At 42.9% G+C, this 21,910-nt stretch carries 21 protein-coding genes and 1 tRNA gene; 15 read left to right on the top strand and 7 right to left on the bottom strand.

All coding sequences use genetic code 11. The features are described 5' to 3' along the window. From B5D55_RS04360 to B5D55_RS04320, 9 genes are all read left to right on the top strand, one after another. Window positions 1–1,092 (top strand): AI-2E family transporter, encoded by a 1,092-nt coding sequence (locus tag B5D55_RS04360; protein WP_078932774.1) that lies wholly within the window; start codon window positions 1–3, stop codon window positions 1,090–1,092. Window positions 1,093–1,181: 89 nt separating this feature from the next. Continuing rightward, on the top strand, window positions 1,182–2,027 hold the full coding sequence (locus B5D55_RS04355; RefSeq protein ID WP_078932773.1) for a phosphoribosylaminoimidazolesuccinocarboxamide synthase: 846 nt from the start codon (window positions 1,182–1,184) through the stop codon (window positions 2,025–2,027). A gap of 72 nt (window positions 2,028–2,099) precedes the next feature. Next, window positions 2,100–2,173 (top strand) — tRNA-Val (locus B5D55_RS04350). A 97-nt stretch (window positions 2,174–2,270) separates the two neighbouring features. After that, on the top strand, window positions 2,271–3,152 hold the full coding sequence (locus tag B5D55_RS04345) for an ankyrin repeat domain-containing protein (protein WP_078932772.1): 882 nt from the start codon (window positions 2,271–2,273) through the stop codon (window positions 3,150–3,152). A 14-nt stretch (window positions 3,153–3,166) separates the two neighbouring features. Then, a complete protein-coding gene (locus B5D55_RS04340; protein ID WP_078932771.1) occupies window positions 3,167–4,348 on the top strand; it encodes a UDP-N-acetylglucosamine--N-acetylmuramyl-(pentapeptide) pyrophosphoryl-undecaprenol N-acetylglucosamine transferase in 1,182 nt (393 codons plus the stop codon). A gap of 4 nt (window positions 4,349–4,352) precedes the next feature. Next, window positions 4,353–4,841 (top strand): CvpA family protein, encoded by a 489-nt coding sequence (locus B5D55_RS04335; RefSeq protein WP_078932770.1) that lies wholly within the window; start codon window positions 4,353–4,355, stop codon window positions 4,839–4,841. Beyond that, window positions 4,834–6,063, top strand: a complete 1,230-nt coding sequence (locus B5D55_RS04330; RefSeq protein ID WP_078932769.1) for a DNA polymerase III — start codon at window positions 4,834–4,836, stop codon at window positions 6,061–6,063. Before B5D55_RS04335 ends, B5D55_RS04330 begins: the two co-directional genes overlap by 8 nt. Then, window positions 6,048–7,286 (top strand): two-component system sensor histidine kinase NtrB, encoded by a 1,239-nt coding sequence (locus B5D55_RS04325; protein ID WP_078932768.1) that lies wholly within the window; start codon window positions 6,048–6,050, stop codon window positions 7,284–7,286. The genes B5D55_RS04330 and B5D55_RS04325 overlap by 16 nt, the downstream gene beginning before the upstream one ends. A 31-nt stretch (window positions 7,287–7,317) precedes the next feature. After that, window positions 7,318–8,664, top strand: coding sequence for a sigma-54-dependent transcriptional regulator (locus tag B5D55_RS04320; RefSeq protein WP_078932767.1), 1,347 nt, complete (start codon window positions 7,318–7,320; stop codon window positions 8,662–8,664). A gap of 35 nt (window positions 8,665–8,699) precedes the next feature. Here the strand turns inward: B5D55_RS04320 and B5D55_RS04315 are convergent, their stop codons facing one another. Then, complete coding sequence (locus tag B5D55_RS04315; RefSeq protein WP_078932766.1) at window positions 8,700–9,989, bottom strand: glucose-1-phosphate adenylyltransferase; 1,290 nt, start codon at window positions 9,987–9,989, stop codon at window positions 8,700–8,702. A 161-nt stretch (window positions 9,990–10,150) separates the two neighbouring features. On the opposite strand from B5D55_RS04315, the gene flgF reads away from it, so the two are divergent. The 6 genes from flgF (at window position 10,151) to cmk (ending at window position 15,372) form a co-directional block, all read left to right on the top strand. Next, window positions 10,151–10,951, top strand: coding sequence for a flagellar basal-body rod protein FlgF (gene flgF, locus B5D55_RS04310; protein WP_078932765.1), 801 nt, complete (start codon window positions 10,151–10,153; stop codon window positions 10,949–10,951). Window positions 10,952–10,976: 25 nt separating this feature from the next. Further along, window positions 10,977–11,771 carry a flagellar basal-body rod protein FlgG gene (gene flgG / locus B5D55_RS04305; protein WP_078932764.1) on the top strand — a complete coding sequence of 265 codons (795 nt, stop codon included), beginning with the start codon at window positions 10,977–10,979 and terminating at the stop codon, window positions 11,769–11,771. Between the two features lie 32 nt (window positions 11,772–11,803). Further along, window positions 11,804–12,316, top strand: coding sequence for a rod-binding protein (locus tag B5D55_RS04300; protein WP_078932763.1), 513 nt, complete (start codon window positions 11,804–11,806; stop codon window positions 12,314–12,316). An 88-nt stretch (window positions 12,317–12,404) separates the two neighbouring features. Further along, window positions 12,405–13,883: a UDP-N-acetylmuramate--L-alanine ligase gene (gene murC / locus B5D55_RS04295; protein ID WP_078932762.1), complete on the top strand. Its 1,479-nt coding sequence runs from the start codon at window positions 12,405–12,407 to the stop codon at window positions 13,881–13,883. A 68-nt stretch (window positions 13,884–13,951) separates the two neighbouring features. Then, window positions 13,952–14,818 (top strand): YicC/YloC family endoribonuclease, encoded by an 867-nt coding sequence (locus B5D55_RS04290; protein WP_078932761.1) that lies wholly within the window; start codon window positions 13,952–13,954, stop codon window positions 14,816–14,818. Between the two features lie 8 nt (window positions 14,819–14,826). Next, window positions 14,827–15,372: a (d)CMP kinase gene (cmk, locus tag B5D55_RS04285; RefSeq protein WP_078932760.1), complete on the top strand. Its 546-nt coding sequence runs from the start codon at window positions 14,827–14,829 to the stop codon at window positions 15,370–15,372. 83 nt (window positions 15,373–15,455) lie between these two features. Here cmk and B5D55_RS04280 read toward each other — a convergent pair whose 3' ends face one another. The 6 genes from B5D55_RS04280 to rlmN all read right to left on the bottom strand — a co-directional run bounded on the left by B5D55_RS04280 (window position 15,456) and on the right by rlmN (window position 21,906). Further along, on the bottom strand, window positions 15,456–17,540 hold the full coding sequence (locus B5D55_RS04280) for a methyl-accepting chemotaxis protein (RefSeq protein WP_159446151.1): 2,085 nt from the start codon (window positions 17,538–17,540) through the stop codon (window positions 15,456–15,458). Window positions 17,541–17,683: 143 nt separating this feature from the next. Next, window positions 17,684–18,217, bottom strand: coding sequence for a 3-isopropylmalate dehydratase small subunit (locus B5D55_RS04275; protein ID WP_078932758.1), 534 nt, complete (start codon window positions 18,215–18,217; stop codon window positions 17,684–17,686). A 35-nt stretch (window positions 18,218–18,252) separates the two neighbouring features. Next, a complete protein-coding gene (locus B5D55_RS04270; RefSeq protein ID WP_078932757.1) occupies window positions 18,253–19,536 on the bottom strand; it encodes a 3-isopropylmalate dehydratase large subunit in 1,284 nt (427 codons plus the stop codon). 75 nt (window positions 19,537–19,611) lie between these two features. Further along, window positions 19,612–20,556 carry a D-2-hydroxyacid dehydrogenase gene (locus tag B5D55_RS04265; RefSeq protein ID WP_078932756.1) on the bottom strand — a complete coding sequence of 315 codons (945 nt, stop codon included), beginning with the start codon at window positions 20,554–20,556 and terminating at the stop codon, window positions 19,612–19,614. 3 nt (window positions 20,557–20,559) lie between these two features. Next, the gene (locus B5D55_RS04260; RefSeq protein WP_078932755.1) at window positions 20,560–20,769 is read right to left on the bottom strand and encodes a heavy-metal-associated domain-containing protein; all 210 of its coding nucleotides are present in this window, start codon (window positions 20,767–20,769) and stop codon (window positions 20,560–20,562) included. Window positions 20,770–20,865: 96 nt separating this feature from the next. Further along, window positions 20,866–21,906 (bottom strand): dual-specificity RNA methyltransferase RlmN, encoded by a 1,041-nt coding sequence (gene rlmN / locus B5D55_RS04255; RefSeq protein ID WP_078932754.1) that lies wholly within the window; start codon window positions 21,904–21,906, stop codon window positions 20,866–20,868. Window positions 21,907–21,910 lie beyond the last annotated feature (4 nt).

Raw genomic sequence — 21,910 nt, 5'->3', positions numbered from 1 at the left:
ATGACTAAAGACCAGTATTCAAAGAATATATTGTATCTGCTTTTATTTTGCAGCGTTGTTATAATGGGTTTCTTAATGAAGGTAACGGCTTCGTTTATGCTTCCTGTTGTAATATCTGTTCTGCTTTCCTGCGTGTTCTATCCGATTGTAAAGCGGCTGAATGAAAAGCTGAAATTTCCTTGGGTACTGGGTTCTATTGTTATGGTTCTGATTGTAGTCGTCATTATAATGGTGCTTTCGACTATAATCGGAACAAGCCTTACGACTTTCTTAAGCCAGTATCCGAAATACGAATCGAAATTCCTGTATCTGTACAAGATGTGCGCGGATACTTTTGAATTCCAGTTCTATGACGACAAAAGTTTTTTTGAGAATATCTGGGGGCAGCTGAAAGTCCGGGAATTCGTGCAGAAAACGGCAATTTCTTTTTCCGGTGATGTTCTTGCCTTTACAAAGAATGTGGGAATGATTTTGCTTTTCATTGTATTTCTGCTGATTGAAATGCGCTACAGCCACGAAAAAGTCGATGCGATTTTTCAGGGGAAGAACAGCCGCCGTGTTATGACGGTAACTAGAAAAATAATAACGGAAACGGTTCATTTTCTTTCCATAAAATTTTTTATTTCTCTTGCAACAGGTGCGCTTGTGTTCATCTGCTGCCTTATCGCCGGCGTTGATTTTGCCGTTCTGTGGGCGTTTCTTGCGTTCGTAATGAATTTCATACCGACGTTCGGCTCTATTTTCTCCGTGCTGATAACAACTCTTTTTACGCTTATTCAGTTCTATCCAAACTCTCTTCGCATTATATTTATATTCGTTTCGATAACGGCGGTAAATATGATTCTCGGAAACATCGTTGAGCCTAGGATAGAGGGGAAAAATCTTGGCATTTCGCCGTTCGTCATTCTTGTAAGCCTTACTTTCTGGGGATGGATGTGGGGCTTTATCGGAATGATAATTGCAGTTCCGCTTATGATGATTGTAAAGATTATCTGCGAGAACGTTTCGTTTCTTCATCCTATAGCCATTATTCTTGGAAACAAACCGGCTGATACGCAGAAAGAACTTTCTGAAGTTGAGGAAGAAGCGTAATGCCGGATGTAAGAAAATGCGGGCAATTGAAAAATAGTACACAAAATGGTACTATCTGGTAATAATTTCATATAGACAGGGGCAGTAAAATGAAAAAAATCATCAGCGGAAAAGTCCGCGAAGTGTACGACCTTGAAGACGGACGGATGGTCATCGTTACGACAGACCGTTTGAGCGCATTCGACGTTATTCTTCCTACGTTAATTACAGACAAGGGAAAAGTTCTGAACGCGCTTTCCAATTTCTGGTTTGACTATACTAAGGATATTGTAAAAAATCATATGATTTCATCTGATTTGAAAGATATGCCTGCTGAATTCCAGAAACCGGAGTATGAAGGGCGTACTATTCTTGTAAAAAAACTTAAGATGATTCCATATGAGGTAATTGTCCGCGGCTATATGTTCGGTTCTATGTATGAAGCGTATAAAAAGGGCGAGCCGTTCCTTGGTCATAAGTTTGACAAGACTTATATTCAGGCTGAAAAACTTGACGAGCCGATTGTTACGCCTTCTACAAAAGCTGCCGAAGGACACGATATAAACGTAACTTTGGATTATATGAAAAATGATTTGGGCAGTGAGCTTGGCGAAAAAATTGAAAAGGCAGCACTTGACGTATACAAAAAGTGCTACGAGCACGCATACAGGAGCGGCATTATCATAGCAGATACGAAGTTTGAATTCGGTCTTGACGAGAACGGCGAACTTGTGCTTGCTGATGAAGTGCTTACTCCTGATTCAAGCCGTTTCTGGGATCTTTCTAAATATGAACCGGGTTCAAGCCCTGCAAGCTATGACAAGCAGTTTGTCCGCGACTGGCTTAAGGCGAACGGTCTTGCTGGCGATGCTTCCATTAAGGAAATTCCATCTGATGTCGTTCAGAAGACATCAGAGATTTATAAAGAATGTCAGAAAAAAATTTGCGGAAAATAATCATTTTTTTTATTTTACCTGTTGACATAAAATATCTTGTTGTGATATAGTTTATACATCGCAACGAGATACGGACGGTTAGCTCAGCTGGTACGAGCGTCTGGTTTACACCCAGAATGTCGGGAGTTCGATCCTCTCACCGTCCACTAAAAGACCTGAACAAAAGTTCGGGTCTTTTTTTTATGACTTCCTGAAACAAAAATTTTCTTGTCTTATTGATTTTTCAGTCTTATAATAGATGCTATGAATTGGCTTTTAATCTGTTCCGACAAAAATAAAATGAAGAAAATGCGTTCTGCTGTGGAACGTAATTTTAAGGATGCAGTGCTATCTGCTGTTTCACCTGAGGAGTCAGAACTGCGCTCTGTATATGGAAATCTTGGCGGCATTACTCACTGCGTTATTTCAGTTGAGGAACGGAGCCGTGAAATTGATTTTATCGCCGGTTTTATGTGCGGCGCATCAGTTCCTGTCTATACTGACTTGCAGGACTTGAGTCGTGAAATTGACTGTTCCGATAAGCTTGTTGTCAGCGAGGATTTTGGCGCTCTTGTTTCTTATCTTGGGGAGCAGAAAGGGCAGATTATTTCTGATTTTGAAAAAAACAAAGCATACCGCTACCTGTTTGAGCATGGGCTTCCGTTTTCGTCGGATTGCTTTGCATTGCAGATTGAAAAGGAAAATACGGAGCTGTGCGCCTGTTATCTGCGTGCAGGAATGGACGTTAATATCCGTAACAGTGAAGGAACTCCAATGCTGAATGTTGCCTGCCGGTGCGAAAGTCTTGAACTTGTGAAATGGCTTGTTTCTCACGGCTGTGACGTTGATCCTGTTTCTGATGACCGCGGCTATACTCCGCTTATGGATGCAGTGTGGAAGGGAAATACTGATATTGCAGGATTTCTTATAAAGCAGGGTGCTGACGTGAACAGACTTAGCAAGGACGGACAGACGATGATTGTTCTTGCAGTTGGTGCTGATAAAATCGACTTGTGCCGCCTTCTTGTGGAAAACGGTGCTGACGTCGACATTCCTGATGCCATGGGAATGAGCGCGTATGCCTATGCAAGTCTTTTTAAAAAAGAAGCCATACTTTCTCTCCTTGAAAAATACCATAAAGAATAATACAATTTGGTATTATGACAAAAAATAAGAGCGATATTACTATTGTATGCACGGGTGGCGGTACTGGCGGTCATATTTATCCGGGGCTTGCCGTTGCTGATGCTGTTCGTGCAATTTGTGCTGAAAACAACAAAAAAGTACACATATATTGGATAGGTAATTCATCCGGCATGGACAGGACGATTGTAGAAAAAAACATCGGTGCTGACGGAAAACCAAGCGCAGACCGGTTTTACGGAATTCCGTCCGGAAAGTTACGGCGTTATTTTTCACTGAAAAATTTTTTTGACCTTTTCAAGATTTTTGCAGGATTTATTGCTTCGTTTTTCATTCTTCTTAAAATAAACCCAGACGTTCTTTTTTCAAAAGGCGGATTTGTAAGCGTTCCTCCGTGCTTCAGCGCGCGCCTTTTGCGTATTCCTGTGTATACCCATGAATGTGACTTTACGCCCGGACTTGCAACGCGCATAAATGCAAAGAGTGCAAAGAAGATTCTTGTTTCATACAAAGAAACTGCCGGATTTTTGGGTGTTTCATCTGCCCAAAAATGTATTGTTACTGGAAATCCCGTTCGGCCAGTGTTTTATTCTGCAAGCGCGGAAAGAGGGCGTTCTTTTCTTGGAATAGAGGCGGCTGATAAACCTGTACTTCTTGTTCTGGGCGGAAGTCTTGGGGCAAGACAGATAAATTATCTTGTAAAGGAAAATATCGAATGGCTGTGCAGGCGCTTTATTGTAGTGCATCAGACGGGAACAAAAAACGCTGATGATTTTGTGATGGAATCTGCAGCTGAATGTGTCCGGCAGAATTACAGACCGTATCCTTTTATTTATTCCGAGATGCCTGATGTTATTGCATGCTGTGACGTAGTTCTTTCCCGCGCCGGTGCGAATTCAATTTGGGAATCTGCCGTTCTTGGTAAGCCGATGGTGCTTGTTCCTCTGTGCGGAAGCGGAACGCGCGGTGACCAGGAGGATAATGCTGCGTATTTTGAAAAAGCAGGTGCCGCCGTCGTTCTTGCGCGGGAAAATGCATCTTCTGAAAAAATGCGCACGGCTTTAGAGCCTTTCCTTAATGCGGATATACGGCGGCAGTTCGGAGAAAAAGCGCGCTCGCTTTCTGGAACTGAAAAGCCGGCTGAAAAAATTGCCGGTTTATTGTATACTGAGGTGAACAAAACGTTCGTTGGAGTGTAATGATATGGTTTTTGCGCCTGTTGATATATGTTTTTTAATCATCATTTTGATTTTTGCCGTTCTTGCTATGATAAAAGGACTTATAAAGGAATTTTTCGGCAAAATGTCTGTATTCGGCGGACTTGCGTGCGCTATTATCTTTTCACCAAAACTTACGCCGTTTGTTGAAAATACGATCCACAATACAATTATTTCTGCCGTTCTTTCGTTCCTTCTTATATTTGTAGTCGTTTTTCTCATAATCTGCATTATTCAGCAGCTTGTTGACAAATTGTTTTCAGGTGAAATTATGCGAGGTCTGGACAGAATTCTTGGATTTCTTCTTGGAGTGCTGGAAGGGCTTGTAGTTGTTTTGTTCATTATGGTCGTAATGACAGTTCAGCCCTGGTTTAACATTGACAACATCGTTTCCGAAAGCCTGTTTTTTTCTGTGCTTTCAGGAGTGATAAACAGTTCTGCCGAGTATGTAAAAGGAATGGCTGCAAATGTATGACAATCTTCTTCACCAGACTATTTCAGAGCAGCTTAAGTCTGATTTAGACTCGAAACAGTTTCCGGGCAGCGTACTTTTCTCAGGACCGCAGGGAAGCGGAAAACTTACTGCTGCTTTGGAAACGGCGCGCATTCTTTCGTGTACCGAAACGCCGCACGCTATTTGGAACTGCACGTGTCCGTCCTGCCTGCAGCACAAGGCTCTTGTAAGCGGCAATCTTATTTTGACAGGTCCGCGCGACTGTACTCCGGAAATTGCCGCTGCATCCTATGCGTTTTTGCAGGCAGCCGCAAACAATGCATCGTACCTTACGGCAGCACGCTATTTGTTCCTGCGCAGTGTTCGTAAGCTTACTCTGCGTTTTTCTCCAGTGCTGTGGAATGATGATGATAAAATCAATAAAATTGCTTCTGTAACATCTGAAATTGATGAACAACTTGAAACAGTTGATTTTCCGCATAATCTGCCTGACTTTAAAACTGTTGAAAAAACTTGCGGAAAACTTGTTGAACTCTGCCAGAAACTGGAAAAAGATTTTTTATACGCCTCAATACCGATAAGCCATATAAGGAACGTGAGTTCCTGGGCGCGGATGAAAAGTTCCGGCGGAACAAAAACGATAATTATCGAAAATGCTGACAGGATGCTTGAAAGCGTAAGAAACGCACTTTTAAAAATCCTTGAAGAACCGCCGGAAGATACTGTTTTTATTCTGACTGCAACGCGCCGCAGTGCTGTTATGCCGACAATTTTGAGCCGCGTTCGTACGTACAATTTTTCCGAAAGAACTTTGGAACAGCAGCAGGACGTAATATCCCGGGTATTTCATAAAAACAGTTTTTCAGGCTCTATTGATGACTATTTGCAGACGTTTCTTCCTGTCTTGCCGGATCAGCTCAGGCAAAGCGCAAAGTCGTTTTTATCGGAGATTGCTTCCGGTCATATTCCGGATATTCAGGGCGTCATAAAAGAATGTAAAAACTTTGAGCCGCGCATTATGCTCAAGGTGTTTCTTCGCGGACTCCTTGAATATCAGCGCCCGCTCTTCAAAACTCCTTCCGGTGCGCAGGCTTCTTCCTGTGTGGTAAAGGCAGTTCAGGACTGCTGGAACAATGTGTCCGTATTCAACCAGTCCGTTCAGTCTGCGCTGGAAGTCCTTGTAAAAGAACTTTCAAAAGTAAATAAAATGTATGGGAATGTGCTGTTATGCGTGATTATGTAAAACGTGTTTCCGAAATGCTCCCCAAGCTTTCTCAGGAGCAGCTGAAAACAGTCTTGAATTCCATTACGACCGAAAACGAAATGCTTGACTCTATTCTTGAGTCGCTTTCTACCGGTCTGATTGTTGTTGACCGCGAATGGAAGATTTTGAAAATAAATAAAATTGCCGAACGCTATCTTTCGTTTATGTATTATTCTGACGAAGCAAAAGGTGAAAATCTGCGCGTGTGGGAATTTATTTCCGAACCGGAGATTTCCGAGTTCCTTAAAAAATGTGCAGATGAAGATAAGACTAATGTTTCTGAGGAATTTACAACGACTGATTCAATCGGTTCAGTCCGTTTTCTTACGGTGTCTATTTTTTCTCTGGTGCACAATTCGGAAATGCGCGGAAACATCATAAAAATTTATGATATTACGGAAAAACGCAAGCAGGAGGTGAAGCTCCGCCGTATGGAAAATATGGCTGGCCTTACAAATCTTGCTGCCGGAATGGCGCACGAAATAAAAAATCCGCTGGGCGCAATTTCAATTCACATTCAGCTTATTCAGCGTGCGGTAAACAAAAAGCGCAGTACGGACGGAATGCTCCCTGACAAAAAACTGCTTGAGGAACATCTTGACGTAGTTAATGAAGAAATTGAAAACCTGAACAAACTTGTGATGGATTTTCTGTTTGCGGTGCGCCCTGTAAAGGCGGAGCTTACTCTTTCCAATCCGGTGAAAGTTCTTTCCAATATCGTTGAATTTTTTGCGCCTGAATTCAACAAGTCGTGCGTTTCGCTTGTCCTTAACGCTCCGTCAAACTGTCCGCGCCTTCTTATTGACGAAAAACTCTTCCGCGAAGCCGTCATCAATCTTATTCAGAATGCGTTTGCGGCAATCAAGGAACGTTACGGCGACAGCTGCTGTGCGCAGGAAAATCAGCCGGAAAAGAAGGATATGACCGGTAAGATTATCATAACTGTTTCGGAATCGTATGATAAAATTCTGATTGCGGTTGAAGATAACGGAACCGGAATGAGCGGAGAAACGGCGGCGCGGATTTTCGAGCCGTATTTTACGACAAAAGCGAACGGTACTGGTCTTGGAATGACGATGGTCTATAAAATTATAAAAGAGTTTTCCGGCGATATTCAGGTTAAGTCAGAACAGGGGAAGGGAACTTCATTTGTGCTTTCTATTCCTGTACCGCAGACAGATAGAAAACTTATAGAAAGCTGACGGAAAATTGACGGAAAAAAGGTGAACTGCTATGAAATTTACAATTCTTGTAATAGATGATGAAGAAAATATCAGGAACGGACTTGCTTCGAATTTTGAAATGGAGGACTATACAGTCCGTACGGCTTCAAACGGCAGGCAGGGACTTGAACTTGTAAGCAAGGGCGACATTGACCTTGTAGTAACAGACCTGCGTATGGACGGCATTTCCGGCGAAGAAGTCCTGCGCCGCGTAACGACGGAAACGCCTGGAATTCCTGTAATTGTACTTACCGGACACGGCAGTATTGATGCCGCGGTAGATGCAATGAAAAACGGTGCGTATGATTTCCTGACAAAACCGCTTAATCTTGATCAGCTGAACGCAATCGTAAAACGTGCGCTTGAAACAAGGGAACTTTCCCTTAAGCACAAAATGCTTTTGTCAGAACTTGATACAGTTCATTCGTTCGGCAAGATGATAGGAAAAAGCGCAGAAATTCAAAAGGTTTTCAATCTTGTTGAAAAAGTTGCGCCGTCAAAAGCGAGCGTTCTCATTACCGGAGAAAGCGGCGTTGGAAAGGAACTTGTTGCGGATGCAATCCATTCGCTTTCACCGCGAAAAAACAATTCATTTATAAAAGTGCATTGCGCCGCACTCAGTGAATCTCTGCTTGAAAGCGAGCTGTTCGGGCACGAAAAAGGCGCTTACACCGGGGCAGACAGTATGAAAAAAGGGCGCTTTGAACTTGCGCACGGCGGAACGATTTTTCTTGATGAAATAGGCGAGATAAATCAGTCTACCCAAATCAAGTTGCTTCGTGTTCTTCAGGAAAAAAAATTCGAGCGCGTCGGTGGCGAAGAAACGCTTGAAGTTGACGTACGCGTAGTTGCGGCTACGAACAGAAATCTTGCGGAAGAGGTAAAGGCCGGCCGTTTCCGCGAAGACTTGTACTACCGCCTGAACGTTGTAAGTATCCCTGTTCCTGCCCTGCGCGAACGAAAGGACGATATTCCGCTGCTTGTAGATGCATTCGTCAAGAAATTCAGCGAGGAAAACGGAAAGTCCATTACAGGTGTTGATAACCGTGCACGCAGCGCTTTATATAAGTATAACTGGCCGGGAAATATCAGACAGCTTCAGAACTGTATAGAAAGCGCCTGCGTTATGTGTTCCGGCACGAAGGTTACGCTTGAAGATTTGCCGCCGTCAATCAGCGAATATCAGGGGGAAGGCTCAATTTCCGTTCCGTTCGGAATTACGCTTGAAGAGGCGGAAAAGATAATCATTCAGCAAAATCTTGCGGCGAACAAGGGAAATAAATCCAGGACCGCAGAAATTCTTGGAATAGAACGCAAGACTTTGAACAGAAAACTCGGCAGCACTGCAGAAGACTAGGCTTCCGCAGTCTCAAATCAATAGCCGGTTTATCTTTAGATTACAGTTCCGTCAGGAATTACAGCGCCTTTTCTGATGACGATAATTCCGTCGGCGCTGTAGAAACTTCCGTGGTCACCGTCTTCATATTTTTTTCCGTCAACGTTAATCCGGACGTTGTTTCCGATTCTGGCATTCTTATCTATAATTGCTTTTGTAATGTGGCAGTTCCGTCCGATTCCAAGCGTCGGAATATTTTTTTTCTTGTTTGTATTTTTTTCTTCACGCGTTTCGTAAAAATCTGCACCCATCATTACAACACCGTCAAGCACTGTATTATTCTCAATTATAGAACGAAGTCCGATTATAGAGCGGTGTATCTTGCAGTCGGTGATGACGCACCCTTCGGAAGTGAGAGTTGCGGTCATCTGAGCACTGTTTATTTTTGACGGCGGAAGGTTTCGCATATGCGTATAAATCGGCTCGTCTTCTTCATAGAAGTTGAACTGCGGATTTATGTCTGTCAGCTGGATGTTTGCGTCATAAAAATTTTTTATCGTTCCAATGTCTTCCCAGTAACCGTCGAAAATATAGGAATTTACGTTCATCTGCTTGATTGCGTGCGGAATAATCTCTTTTCCGAAGTCGGTAAAACTGCTGTCAAGGACTTTTTCAAGTGCCTCTGTGTTGAAAATGTAAATTCCCATTGACGCAAGGTATTTTTTGTTTGCAGGAAGCGCACCCCGTGATTCCTGCGGAATTTTCCAGCTTTCAATGTCCATATCTTTTGCAGGTTTTTCAATAAAGGAATTGATTTTATTGTTTGAGTCAATCTGCATTATTCCGAAGCCCGATGCCGCTTCGCGCGTAACTGCCGTTGTTGCAACGGAAATATCAGCGTTTGACTTAAGGTGCGCCTCGAAGAATGCACGCAAATCCATACGGTACAGCTGGTCGCCGGAAAGAATTATGTAGTGGGTCGGATGCTGCGAGCGGCAGTGGACGAGTCCCTTTCGCACGGAATCAGCCGTTCCTTCATACCATCCGGAATGTTCAAGAGTCTGCTCTGCGGCAAGAATTTCTACAAATCCCGAAGAAAAACGGTCGAAATTATATGAATTTGTTATGTGCAGGTGAAGGGACGCAGAATTAAACTGCGTTAAAAGGTAAATTTTTTTATAACCTGAGTTAATGCAGTTTGAAATCGGAATGTCTACAATTCTGTATTTACCGCCGAAAGAAACAGCTGGCTTTGAGCGTTCTTTTGTAAGAGGATATAATCTTGTGCCTTTTCCGCCGCCTAAAATCAAGGCAAGGACACGCGGCTCGTTCTTATTGTTAGTCATAACTTTATTATAGCTTCATTGTCTGTTTTTACAACAAAAAAAAGGGGAAACGCTCTGCGAAACTATACGATTTTTTCTGCAAGTTTTCCTAAATAACGCCTTTTTTAATTCCGATTATAAAGTAACGGCATCAGATGCCGCAGGGTCTTGGAGGTACAGTAATGATTCGTGGATGGTATACAGGCGCAAGCGGAATGAACGCACAGCAGAACAGGCTTGATGCGATTTCTAACAATCTTGCCAATGTTGATACGGCAGGCTACAAGCGCGACGTAACGGTAAGCAAGTCTTTTTCGGAACTTTTAATCAGACGTATGAATCTTGACGGCGTGTACGAAACGCCGTTCGGCTCTGCAGATGCAGCTCCTGTTATCGGAAAACTTGGACTTGGCGTTGAAACGAACGAAAATTACACAGATTTTACGCAAGGCTCTTTCAGACAAACTGATTCAAATACAGATATAGCTTTTTCAGGAAAAGGTTTTTTTGCTGTGCAGACACCTGCTGGCGAACGCTATACCCGTGACGGAAATTTTCTGGTTGGAAAAGAAGGTATCCTTGAAACAAAAGACGGATATCCTGTTCTTGGCGAAAGCGGATATATCTATGTTACGGACGATAAATTCACCGTTAATGAAGACGGAATGATTTATTCACAGGACACGAACGAGGTTATAGACCGTTTCAAGACAGTCCGTTTTGACAATGAGCGCTATCTTCAGAAAACAGGCGCAAATTTGTACCGTTCAACTGATATTTCCGGTTCTGCCGTCATTGCAGAGGGAAATGACCGCCCGCGCTTCCTTCAGGGCTATATGGAAACGTCAAACGTAAATGTCGTAAACGAGATGGTTCAGATGATTGAAGTAAACCGCGCGTATGAGGCAAATCAAAAGACGATTACGAGCGAAGACAGTATGATGGGAACGCTGTGGACAAAAACGGCAGTTTTTAACAGATAGGAAATTTTGATAGCGGAGTTTTAATATGGTACGAAGTTTATGGACAGCTGCAACCGGAATGAACGGTCAGCAGGCAAATATAGATGCAATTTCAAACAATCTTTCTAATGTAAACACGACAGGCTACAAGCAGCAGCGCGTTGAATTTGAAGATCTGGTATATCAGAACGTAAAGCTTGCCGGAACTCCTGCGACGGAAGACACTGTTACTCCTGTTGGAATTCAGCAGGGAAGCGGTGTAAAGATTGCCGCAACTCAGCGGATTATGAAGCAGGGGTCATTGCAGAATACCGGCGTTGATACCGACGTTGCTATTGTTGGAGAAGGATTTTTCCGCGTTCAGAAATACGACGGAAGCTATGCTTATACGCGCGACGGTTCGTTTAAGGTTGACTCAAACGGTCAGCTGGTAAACTCAAATGGTCTTCGAGTTCAGCCGGAGATTATTCTTCCTGAAGGCTACGACGTTTCTACCCTCAACATTACGCAGACCGGTCGCGTGAGCGTAAAAGTAAATGGCGGAAACGAACCTGTTGAAGTAGGGCAGCTTGAACTGTTCCGCTTTCCGAACAGCGTAGGTCTCCAGGCAGACGGCGACAATTTGTTCGTCCAGACAAACGCTTCCGGAGAGGCTTTCGGCGGAACACCTGGTTATGACGGTTTTGGTGATACGCGCCACAAATTCCTTGAAATGTCAAACGTATCCGTTGTAAACGAGATGGTTCAGATGATTGTTGCGCAGCGTGCGTATGAGTTCAACTCAAAAGCCGTACAGACAACAGACAGTATGCTCAGTACAGCGGCAAACTTAAAGCGATAAGTTTGATTTTTGAAGAATAAAGGCGGTAGATAATGAATACAGCGGCACTTAATGCAGTATCAGTTATGACAAACGGAAACGGCGCTTTGCAGTCTGCACGTATGAACAAAGAAACTTCTGATTTTGCAAGTCTTCTGGAGCGCATTCAGGGTGAAAAACGGTCTACCGTCGCCAGTTCTCAAATTTTGGAAAAAGGAAGGTTGAATGGTGATTTTACTACCGGATTTTCCGGTACGTATAAATCGGCAAGTGATAAAAATGCGCCTGTGCAGGGTGCTGCGGCAAATCAGGCTGGCGCTCATTCTTCAAGGCGGACGATTGACAAGACAAGTACTTTGTATGAAAAGTCAATGGAACTTGAAAGTTATTTTGTAAAGCAGGTGCTTTCTTCTATGCGTAAAACCGTTTCTAAGTCCGGCTTAGGCGGAAACGATTTTGCCTCGCAGATGTATGAAGATATGCTTTATGATGAATATGCCGCAAGTATGACAAAAAATGCAGGTTTCGGTCTTGCAGACCAGATTTACCTTAGCCTTGCAGAATAAACACTGAAAACGTGCGGCAAAAATTACTGGGCGTCAGGAAAACCTGAAGTAAATTGAACATTATTCCGGATTGCAGTAGAATACTGTTATGGAAAATGCAGGATTACCGGAAAACTTACAGGGCGTTCACATTCACTTTGTCGGAATAAAAGGAACGGGAATGGCAGCCCTTGTTGAAATATTGTTCAGCCGCGGAGCTGTTATTACCGGAAGTGACGTAAGCGAACGTTTTTATACTGACGAAATTCTTGAAAAACTTGGAATTCAGGCTCTTCCTTTCTCTGAAAAGAATATTACGGACTCCGTTCAGTATGTTGTCTATTCTTCAGCCTATTCTATGCAGAAAAACCCGGATTTAATTGCCGCCGCCGGAAAGAATATTCCGTGCCTTTTATATACACAGGCACTTGGCAGTTATTCTTCTTTAGCGTATTCCTGCGGAATTTGCGGCGTTCACGGAAAGACAAGTACGACCGGACTTGCTGGAACGATTTTAAAGCATCTTGACCTTCCTGTGCAGATTTTGGCAGGAAGCGTCATCAATTCATTCGGGAACAGCTGTACCTATACTTCTCCCGGATGCTGTTCCGCAGAACGTCACTTTTTTGTTGCCGAAACGTGCGAATATCAGCGTCATTTTATGTCGTTCTGTCCGCAGAAAATAGTTCTTACAAGCGTTGAAAGTGACCATCAGGATTATTATCCGACTTACGAAGATATACGGAACGCGTTTGTTGACTATATCTGTAAGCTTCCGCAGAACGGCGAACTTATCTACTGTGCAGATGACGCCGGCGCTGTAGAAACGGCTGAAATTGCCGGTCAAAAACGTCCTGATATAAAACTTATTCCGTACGGAGAAAATGCTTCCGGCGACTATCACCTTGAGTTCGGTGACGTGAAGGATGAGAAAAATTATTTCTCCCTGCGCCTGCCTGGAGATTTTTATCTTACCGTTCCGGGAAAGCACGAAGTCCGTGATGCCGCCGCCGCCGTTTCGCTTGCATACCAGCTGCTTCGTACGGCAGGAAAAAATCCTTCTGACTATAACGAGCAGATTCGCCTTGGTCTTGCTGAATTTTCCGGTGGAAAACGCCGCAGTGAGATTGTTGGAAAATATACTTCGCCGTCCGGTAATTCCGTTGTCATTATAGACGATTACGGTCATCACCCTACGGCAATCCGCACTACGCTTGCCGGTTACCGCGAATTTTACAAGGGCAGGAAAATCATCGTCGATTTTATGAGCCATACGTATTCGCGCACGCAGGCGCTCCTTAAGGAATTTGCTTCTTCTTTTGGCGATGCTGATGTAGTTATTCTGCACAAAATTTATGCATCTGCCCGTGAGAACAGCGCTGATTTTACGATAAACGGCAGGACTCTTTTTGAAGAAGCGCAGAAATACAATTCTGACATTCATTATTTTGAGGAAATTCTTGATGCAAAGGATTTTCTGCTTGAAGAACTTGACAAGCCGCTTTCGGAAAAATATCCGGATGGCTGTCTGTTCGTGACTATGGGTGCCGGTGATAACTGGAAACTTGGAAAAGCATTGCTGAACTAAAAACTGTTTTGAAAATAAAATTTTTAATGCCGGTTTTTATTACCGGTTGAAAATATTTGGAGAATTATATGACGTCAATGACTGGATATGCGTATGAAGAGCGCTCGACTGAAACTGCTGTCGTGTCCGTTGAAATAAAATCGGTGAATTCGCGCTTTCTTGACCTTACGATAAACCTTCCGCCGTACTTAAATCAGCTGGAAAGTTACTATCGCGCGCGGATTTCGGAAAAAGTGTGCCGAGGCAAGGTAGATGTTTTTGTGCGTATCAAAGAACTTGAGTCTGACGCTGAAATTTCCGCCGATACAAATGCGGCCAAAGCATATCTTGATGCAATCAAAAAAATTGCGGTGGAAACAGGTTATTCCTCCGATATTCCGCTCAGCCTTATAATAAGCCAGCCGGGCGTTCTCAATTCTAACAGGAATTACGATGTGAGCCTGTACAAGTCTCTCATTGAACCTGTTTTTGATTGCTGTCTTGATTTGTTTTTGAAAGACCGTGCGCGCGAGGGTGAAAATCTAAAAAAAGACCTTCTGAAAAAACTTGATGATTTATGCCGCTGTGCTTCTTTCTTTAAGGAATGGCAGCCGAAAATGGAACGGTTGTTCCGCGAGCAGATTACGGCAAAATTCAAGGAACTTTTAGGCGAACATACGGACGAAAACCGTATTATGACGGAAACAGCCGCGCTTCTTGTAAAATACACAATAAACGAAGAAATAGTCCGCCTTCACAGTCACCTTGATGCAATGAAAGCGGAAATTGAAAATAATCCTGCGCCCGGAAAACGCCTTGATTTTATCTGTCAGGAAATGAACCGCGAAATAAATACAATCGGCAGTAAAAATCAGTTTGCAGAAGTAGGGGCTATGGTCATTACGGCAAAAGATTCTTTAGAGAATATTCGCGAACAGAGCAAAAACGTGGAATAGAGGTGTCTATGAAATTGAACAAAGATTTGCGCATTGCTGTTTCCGGAAAATCCGGCTGCGGTAATACGACTGTAAGTACGCTGCTCAGTCAGGCATTGGGCGTAACTCTTATAAACTATACGTTCCGCCAGCTGGCAGCAGAGAAGGGAATGACGCTTGCACAGGTTATCGAAAGTGCAAAGACGGACGACAGCTACGATATGTATGTGGATTCTCACCAGGTTGAGCTTGCGAAAAAAGAGCCTTGCGTTTTGGGAAGCCGCCTTGCTATCTGGATGCTGAAAGAAGCTGATTTGAAGGTTTATCTGTATGCAAGCGATGAAGTGCGTGCAAACCGTGTGTTTACGCGCGAAGGCGGTGACTTAAAGCAGATAAAGGAATTTACTGCAATGCGTGACAGCGAAGATTCCCGCCGTTATAAAAAACTGTACAATATAGACAATAATGCCTATTCCTTTGCAGACGTTATTATTGATACGTCAAAATATACTCCGGAGCAGATTGTACGGCAAATTCTTGACGAACTTAAAATGCGCGGTTTTATTTCAGAATAAAACATTTCAGCAAAAAAATAAAAAAGCGTGCCTGAACGATAAAGTTATCATTCGGACACGCTTTTTTTACGCAGTTTGTATCATCAGACCTGGAACAAATCTATTTCTTTTCCAATCTTTCCGATGGAATCATTAAGACTCTGAGAAATTTCAGTTAGTGACGAACTGACAGTCGTAATTTCTTCAGCACCTGTTGTGATTGAACTCATTGCTTCGCGTATTTCAGCAGTTGACTCCTGCAAAATCTGCACTTCTTTAAGAATTTCCTGATTTCCTTCCTGCATCTGATTTGATGCCTGACGAACTTCGCTTGTGCTGTCGTTCATCTGCCGGAGTGCTAGAAGAATTTGCTGTGACCCCTGATGCTGTTCCTCCATTGCACTGTGAATCTGCATTACAAGTTCACCGGTTGAATTTATACGTTGAGAAACAGAGGAAAGTGCCTGTTCGGACTCACTTGATGCTGTTACAACTTGCGTGATTCCGCCCTGAATGTTCTGTAACTCTTCACCGATGCGCTTTGACTGTTCAGAAGATGTTTCTGCAAGTTTTCTGATTTCATCTGCAACTACGCTGAATCCTCTTCCTGCATCTCCTGCGTGTGCTGCTTCAATCGCTGCATTCATTGCAAGCAGATTTGTCTGTTCTGCAATACTCTGGATAATCGTGTTTGCGTCCATAAGCATTGTAGACTGTTCTGCGATGCGCTGGAGCTGTGAATTAACTACGGCATTCTTTTCTATGCCGACTTTTGTATTTTCTTCAAGCTCTTTGAATTCGTTTGTCATTTTTGCAACAGAACCGTTTACGGCATTGATGTTTCCAAGCATTTCTTCTATAGAAGAAGACGCCTCGACAACACTTGACGACTGATCCTGAATCATCTTGTTAAGCGAATCGATGTTCTGGGAAATTTCTGTAACTGCAGAAGCCGTACCTTCAACACTTGCAGCCTGATTTGTAATATGCCTGTCTATGTTTGATATTCCCTGCGTAATCTCTGTTACGTGCATATTCTGGGTATCGATCCCGGAATGCATTTTGTCCCCTGCTTCTATAAGGACAGATTTTGCATTCTTTATGGCGCATATAATTCTATGAAGTTTTTCTATGAATTTATTTATTGAACCAAGAACACTTCCTATTTCGTTGTTTTCTTTTATTTCAAAACGCTGCGTTAAGTCTGCCTCTCCAGTAGCAAGCGTTTCTACAAGATGCGTTACATTGTTTAATTTTTTTGTGATTGAAAGAATGCTTAATATGACACATACAAAAATTGAAATTGCAATAACTATTCCCATTGCAATAATGACATTTCTTGAAAGCATACTTGCCTTTGCAATCTGCGCATTCGGTATGACGATTGATATATTCCAGCCTGGTGCGCCTTGAATTTCTGTGATTGTAACTCGCAGTTTTTTTCCGTCTGAGCGGTTCATGGATATTATGCTTTGGCCTTGTGCGCTGTAATACGTTTTTGAATTTTCGTCTTTGGTAAATTTCTGAAGGATCATATCGCTGTTTGGATGGGCTATGATTGTATCTGAACTGTCTGTCAGGAACATATAACCGGTTTCGCAAATTGAAATTTCTGCAATTTCTTTTTTCAGCGTTTCAAGACCGAGCATTGCCGTGAAAAATCCGAAAGTTCTGCCGTTCTCGTCAACAGCTGCTTTTGTTATCGGAATGACATACTGACCCGATGTTTTTGACAGGATTACATTTCCGATATAGGTCTTTTTTCCGTCCTGAAAAATTGCTTTGTAGTAATTTCTTTCAAGAATGCCACCTACAGCTCCTTTCAGACCTGTATCCCTGTATGTAGTTCCGTCTTTTCCGCAGAAGAACATATAGTCGTAGTCTTTGTTTCTAAGGCGGGTATTATGCTGAAGCCATTCTATGACTTTTTCATTATTTCCTGTTTTTACAACTTCGCTTTCTGCATAGACATTCAAATCTAAAAGATAGGAATTAAACCAGTTTGTCAGTTCTCTTGATTTTGCATTTCCTATTTCGCGTGATAAATCTGAATAATCGCTTGTGGTTACTACTTTCGTTACGGAGATGTTTATAACTACTAACGATACCATCAGCACTGTAATAACGGCAAACGTTATAAGTGCGATTTTTACTGCAAGTTTCTGCTTTTTTGTTTTTTTGTCGCTCATCTGAAAAACCTCCAAAAAATAAAAAAGAGAACTTCCTTTCATTTTTTACAAATACTGTATGAAATGCAGAAAATTTGTTTTCATTATTTCATACAGTATTTCATACGGTATAAAATGAAAGAGAGTTTCTCTTTTCCAAAAGATTAATATTTATTGTCGGCAAACCCAATCCAGCCGTCGTTTTCAACAAGAGCCTTTTCAAAGTCATCAAGTTTAAACGGATAGCTTTTTGACAAACTTCCTGCAATCAGCTTTACTTTTGCAGTTCCGTCGTCATTGAATACGACTTTACATTCAGTATCCTTGTCGCTGAAAGTCTTGAACATATCTTCAATTGACTTTTTGTCCATTTCGATTGCCATCATACCGCAATTATACATATTCTGACGGAATATGCGAGCAAAGTTTGTTGCAACGACAACGTAAATACCATTTACTTCAAGAGCCCACGGTGCGTGCTCCCGGGAAGAACCGCAGCCGAAATTTTCTCTTGTGATAATTACTTTCTTGCCGGCAACATCAGTTTTTGGATTGAATCCGTCAAGCTTCAAGTCTTCAAGTAAGTAGGGTTTTAATGCCTGCTTTGAAATTTCAGTCAGGTATTTAGCCGGGATAATTTCGTCCGTATTGATATCCGAACGATCCAAAAATAATACATTACCGCCAAATTGTTTCATTTGTTCCTCCAAAATATATATTCAGTCGGGCAATTTTATTTAAACAGCGGAGAATTGGTGATTGTTCCGCTTATTGCTGTAGCGGCAGCAGTCGCCGGGCTCATAAGGTGAACCATACCGCCTTTTCCCATTCTTCCGTTAAAGTTTCTGTTTGTTGTAGATGCGCACACCTCTCCGTTTGCAAGAACACCGTTGCTCATACCAAGACATGCACCGCACGTAGGATTTGTAACGCAGAATCCGGCATCCATAAAGATTTCTATAATGCCTTCTTTCAGCGCCTGTTTGTATATGTCCGGAGTTGCAGGACTTACGATTCCGCGCACACCTTCTGCAAGTTTATGACCTTTAAGAACCTCTGCCGCAATGCGAAGGTCGCTTATGCGTCCGTTCGTGCAGGAACCGATATATATCTGATTAACTTTTGTTCCTTTCATTTCGGAAACTGTTTTTACCTGGTCAGGTTTGTAACCGAAAGTACATACCGGTTCAAGGTTTGACAAATCATACGTATATACTTTTTCGTAAACTGCATCATCGTCGGAACGCCACTGCCTGTAGTCAGCAGCTGCTTCTTCCTTTGTCTTGTATTCGTCTTTTATGAACTCCCACAGATACTCTACTGTCTTTTCATCCGGATAGCAGATTCCTGACGTTCCGCCTGCTTCTACAGCCATATTGCAGAGTGTCATTCGTTCTTCCATTCCAAAATTGTCAATTACAGGACCTGTGAACTCAACTACACAGTTCGTTGCGCCGTTTACGCCGATTTTACTGATAAGGAACAGAATTACATCTTTTGCATAAACGCCCGGTTTCAGCGTTCCGTTAAGAACGAATTTTATTGATTTCGGCTCGCGGAACGAGCATACGCCTTTTAAAATTCCTACTTCAAGGTCAGTAGTTCCTACGCCTGCGGCAAATGCACCGAATGCGCCGTGTGTACAGGTATGGCTGTCTCCCATAATGACAGTGTAACCCGGGCGTACAAATCCTTTTTCCGGGAAAATCGCGTGGCATACGCCGTTACAGCCGATATCAAAGAAATCTTTTATTCCCTGACGGTTTGCCCAGTCACGCAGGATTTTTCCCTGTTCTGCAGTCTTGCTGTCTTTAGCCGGCGTTACATGGTCGATTACAGCCTTGATTTTCGTGCTGTCGAATACTTTATCCATACCGCGGTCAACAAGATCGTTTATCGCAATCGGCGTAGTGATTTCGTGACAGAATACGCGGTCAAGCTTCAATACGTATGTATTCGGAAATGGTGAGTCTACCAGATGTTTTTCAAAGATTTTCTGAGCAATTGTCTTTCCCATAATAATATCTCCTGATATTTAATTAAACTTAAGTTACTTTAATATAATTAAATAAACTGTATGTGTCAATATTCATCAATAAATCATATTTTTCGGCTTCCCCTGAATCCAGCTTTCAAAATTGTCAAAGGCGATTTTTATCAGCCGTTCCCGTGTTTCAAGCGGTGCCCAGGCAATATGCGGCGTAATGACGCAGTTTGGTGCACGGTACAGCGGACAGGAGTCTTTCATCGGTTCGGAAGAAAGAACGTCGCATCCGTAGCCGGCGATTTTTCCGGTTTCAAGGGCAGAACGGACGTCGTCTTCTGCGACAAGTCCGCCTCGTGCGGTATTTATGATGTATGCGCCGTCTTTCATTTTATCTATAGAAGATTTATTTATAATTCCGGCTGTTTCTGCGGTAAGAGGGGCGTGCAGGGTGATGAAATCAGACTGTTCCCAAAGTTTTTCCTGAGTAACGCAATTCGGAATGTCTGCAGAGGGGCTGTGAGGGCAGACGAGTACGTTCATTCCGAATGCTTCTGCGATTTTTGCAACTTGCCGTCCTATATTTCCGTAGCCTAAAATTCCAAGTGTTTTTCCATATAATTCAAAAAGCGGCTTTTCCCAGTAACAAAAATCCGGACTTTTTATCCATCCTTCGTTCTGCACTGAATCGTTATGTGCTGAAATGTGATTTGTAAAAAACGTTATGAGCGAGAAAACGTGCTGGGCAACTGCCATTGTGCTGTAGGAAGGAATGTTCGTTACGCATATTCCTGCTTTTTTTACTGCCGGAATATCAATTACATCATATCCGGTTGCAAGTACGCCGATATATTTCAGGTTAGGGCAGTGCAAAATGACATTTTCATCTATTCTGATTTTATTCAGAAAAACTGCATCCGACTCTGCAATGCGTGATATGACTTCTTTTTCTGATGAACGGGGAAAAACAGTTATGTCTGCGTATTTTTTGAATAAATCCCAGGACACGTCACCGGGATTTACTGCATTTCCATCAAGAATTGTCAGCTTCATACATCAGCCGAGAACTTCAACACCGGTACTTGATATTGCGGTGTTTATGGCGTTCTCAATTCCTGCTGTACCTTCATCAAAATCGACAAGAACCTGTGATTTATCCGGGTTCGCAACTACATTTGAAACGCCTGCAACAGCTCTTACTGCTGCATCCACTTTTCCGGCTGTATCTGGATCAAACATTCCGGCTACATATATTTTTTTCTGCATAGGTTGATGCTCCGTTAGCTTTATTTTTACATTCTAATTATAAGCCATAAAAAAGGGATATTCAAGCAAAATTATTCATACAGTGGAAAACTGTTTTTATAAGCCTGATTTCTGCACTGAATCGACTAGTGTTTTGCCCAGCTGACCGCACGCTCCTCCGATAGTCCGGCCGCGTTTTGTTCTTAACGTTACGTTCAGTCCTGCGTTTTTAAGAATGTCAGTAAAATTCCTTACTTCCGCGGCGGACGGTTCTGTAAACGGCAATCCTTCTACCGAATTCCACGGAATTAAGTTGATGTTCACGTCTATTCCCTGCGCAAATTGTATCATCCGTTCAGCGCTTTCCTTTCCTGTGTTTTTCCCTGCCATAAGCGCCGCTTCAAGCGTTACGCGTTTTCCTGTTTTTTCTGCGTAATATGCAATCGCAGTGCGTAATTCAGGAAGCGGATTTGTTCTGTTCACCGGCATAATCTGCGAGCGCAGTTCTTCGTCCGCAGTTGTAAGCGATACTGCAAGGCGGATTAGAGGTCCGTTGTCCGCAAGGTCGTATATTCCCTTGATTACGCCGGACGTTGAAAGCGTTATGCGCCGGGAAGACAGGTTTCGCCCGTCTTTATGCGTAAGGACAGTGATTGCTTTTCGGATTGCAGGAAGATTCATCAGCGGTTCTCCCATTCCCATAAAGACAATGTTGTCAAGTTTTCCGCATTCTGCTTCAAGAAAGAGGAACTGCTCTACGATTTCTTCCGGCTCAAGATTTCTTGCAAGACCAAGCTGACCTGTCTGGCAGAATGCGCATTTCATTGCACAGCCCGCCTGGCAGGAAACGCAGGCAGTTTTTCTACCTTCCTTGTCCGTAAGAAGGACGGTTTCTACTGCGCGTCCGTCTCGGAGCGTTACCTGAAGTTTTATAGTTCCGTCCGGGTCTTTGAGTACCTGAGAAACGCAGGAACTTCGGAGAGAGGCTTTTTCAGAAAGAACGGCGCGTTCATCCTTGCTTAAATTCGTCATCTGCTCAAAAGAAACAGCGCCGTTTCCGATCCATTTGAAAATCTGAGTTCCGCGGAATTTCTGCACCAGTCCGAGTTCCCTGCACAGTTCGTCCGGCAGAAGTCCTGTTATGTACGTCCTGTTCATAATG

This window comes from Treponema porcinum, assembly GCF_900167145.1.
Classification (GTDB): domain Bacteria; phylum Spirochaetota; class Spirochaetia; order Treponematales; family Treponemataceae; genus Treponema_D; species Treponema_D porcinum.
Note: the sequence above shows the minus strand (reverse complement) of the source record. Positions and strands in the feature narration are given on the sequence as shown.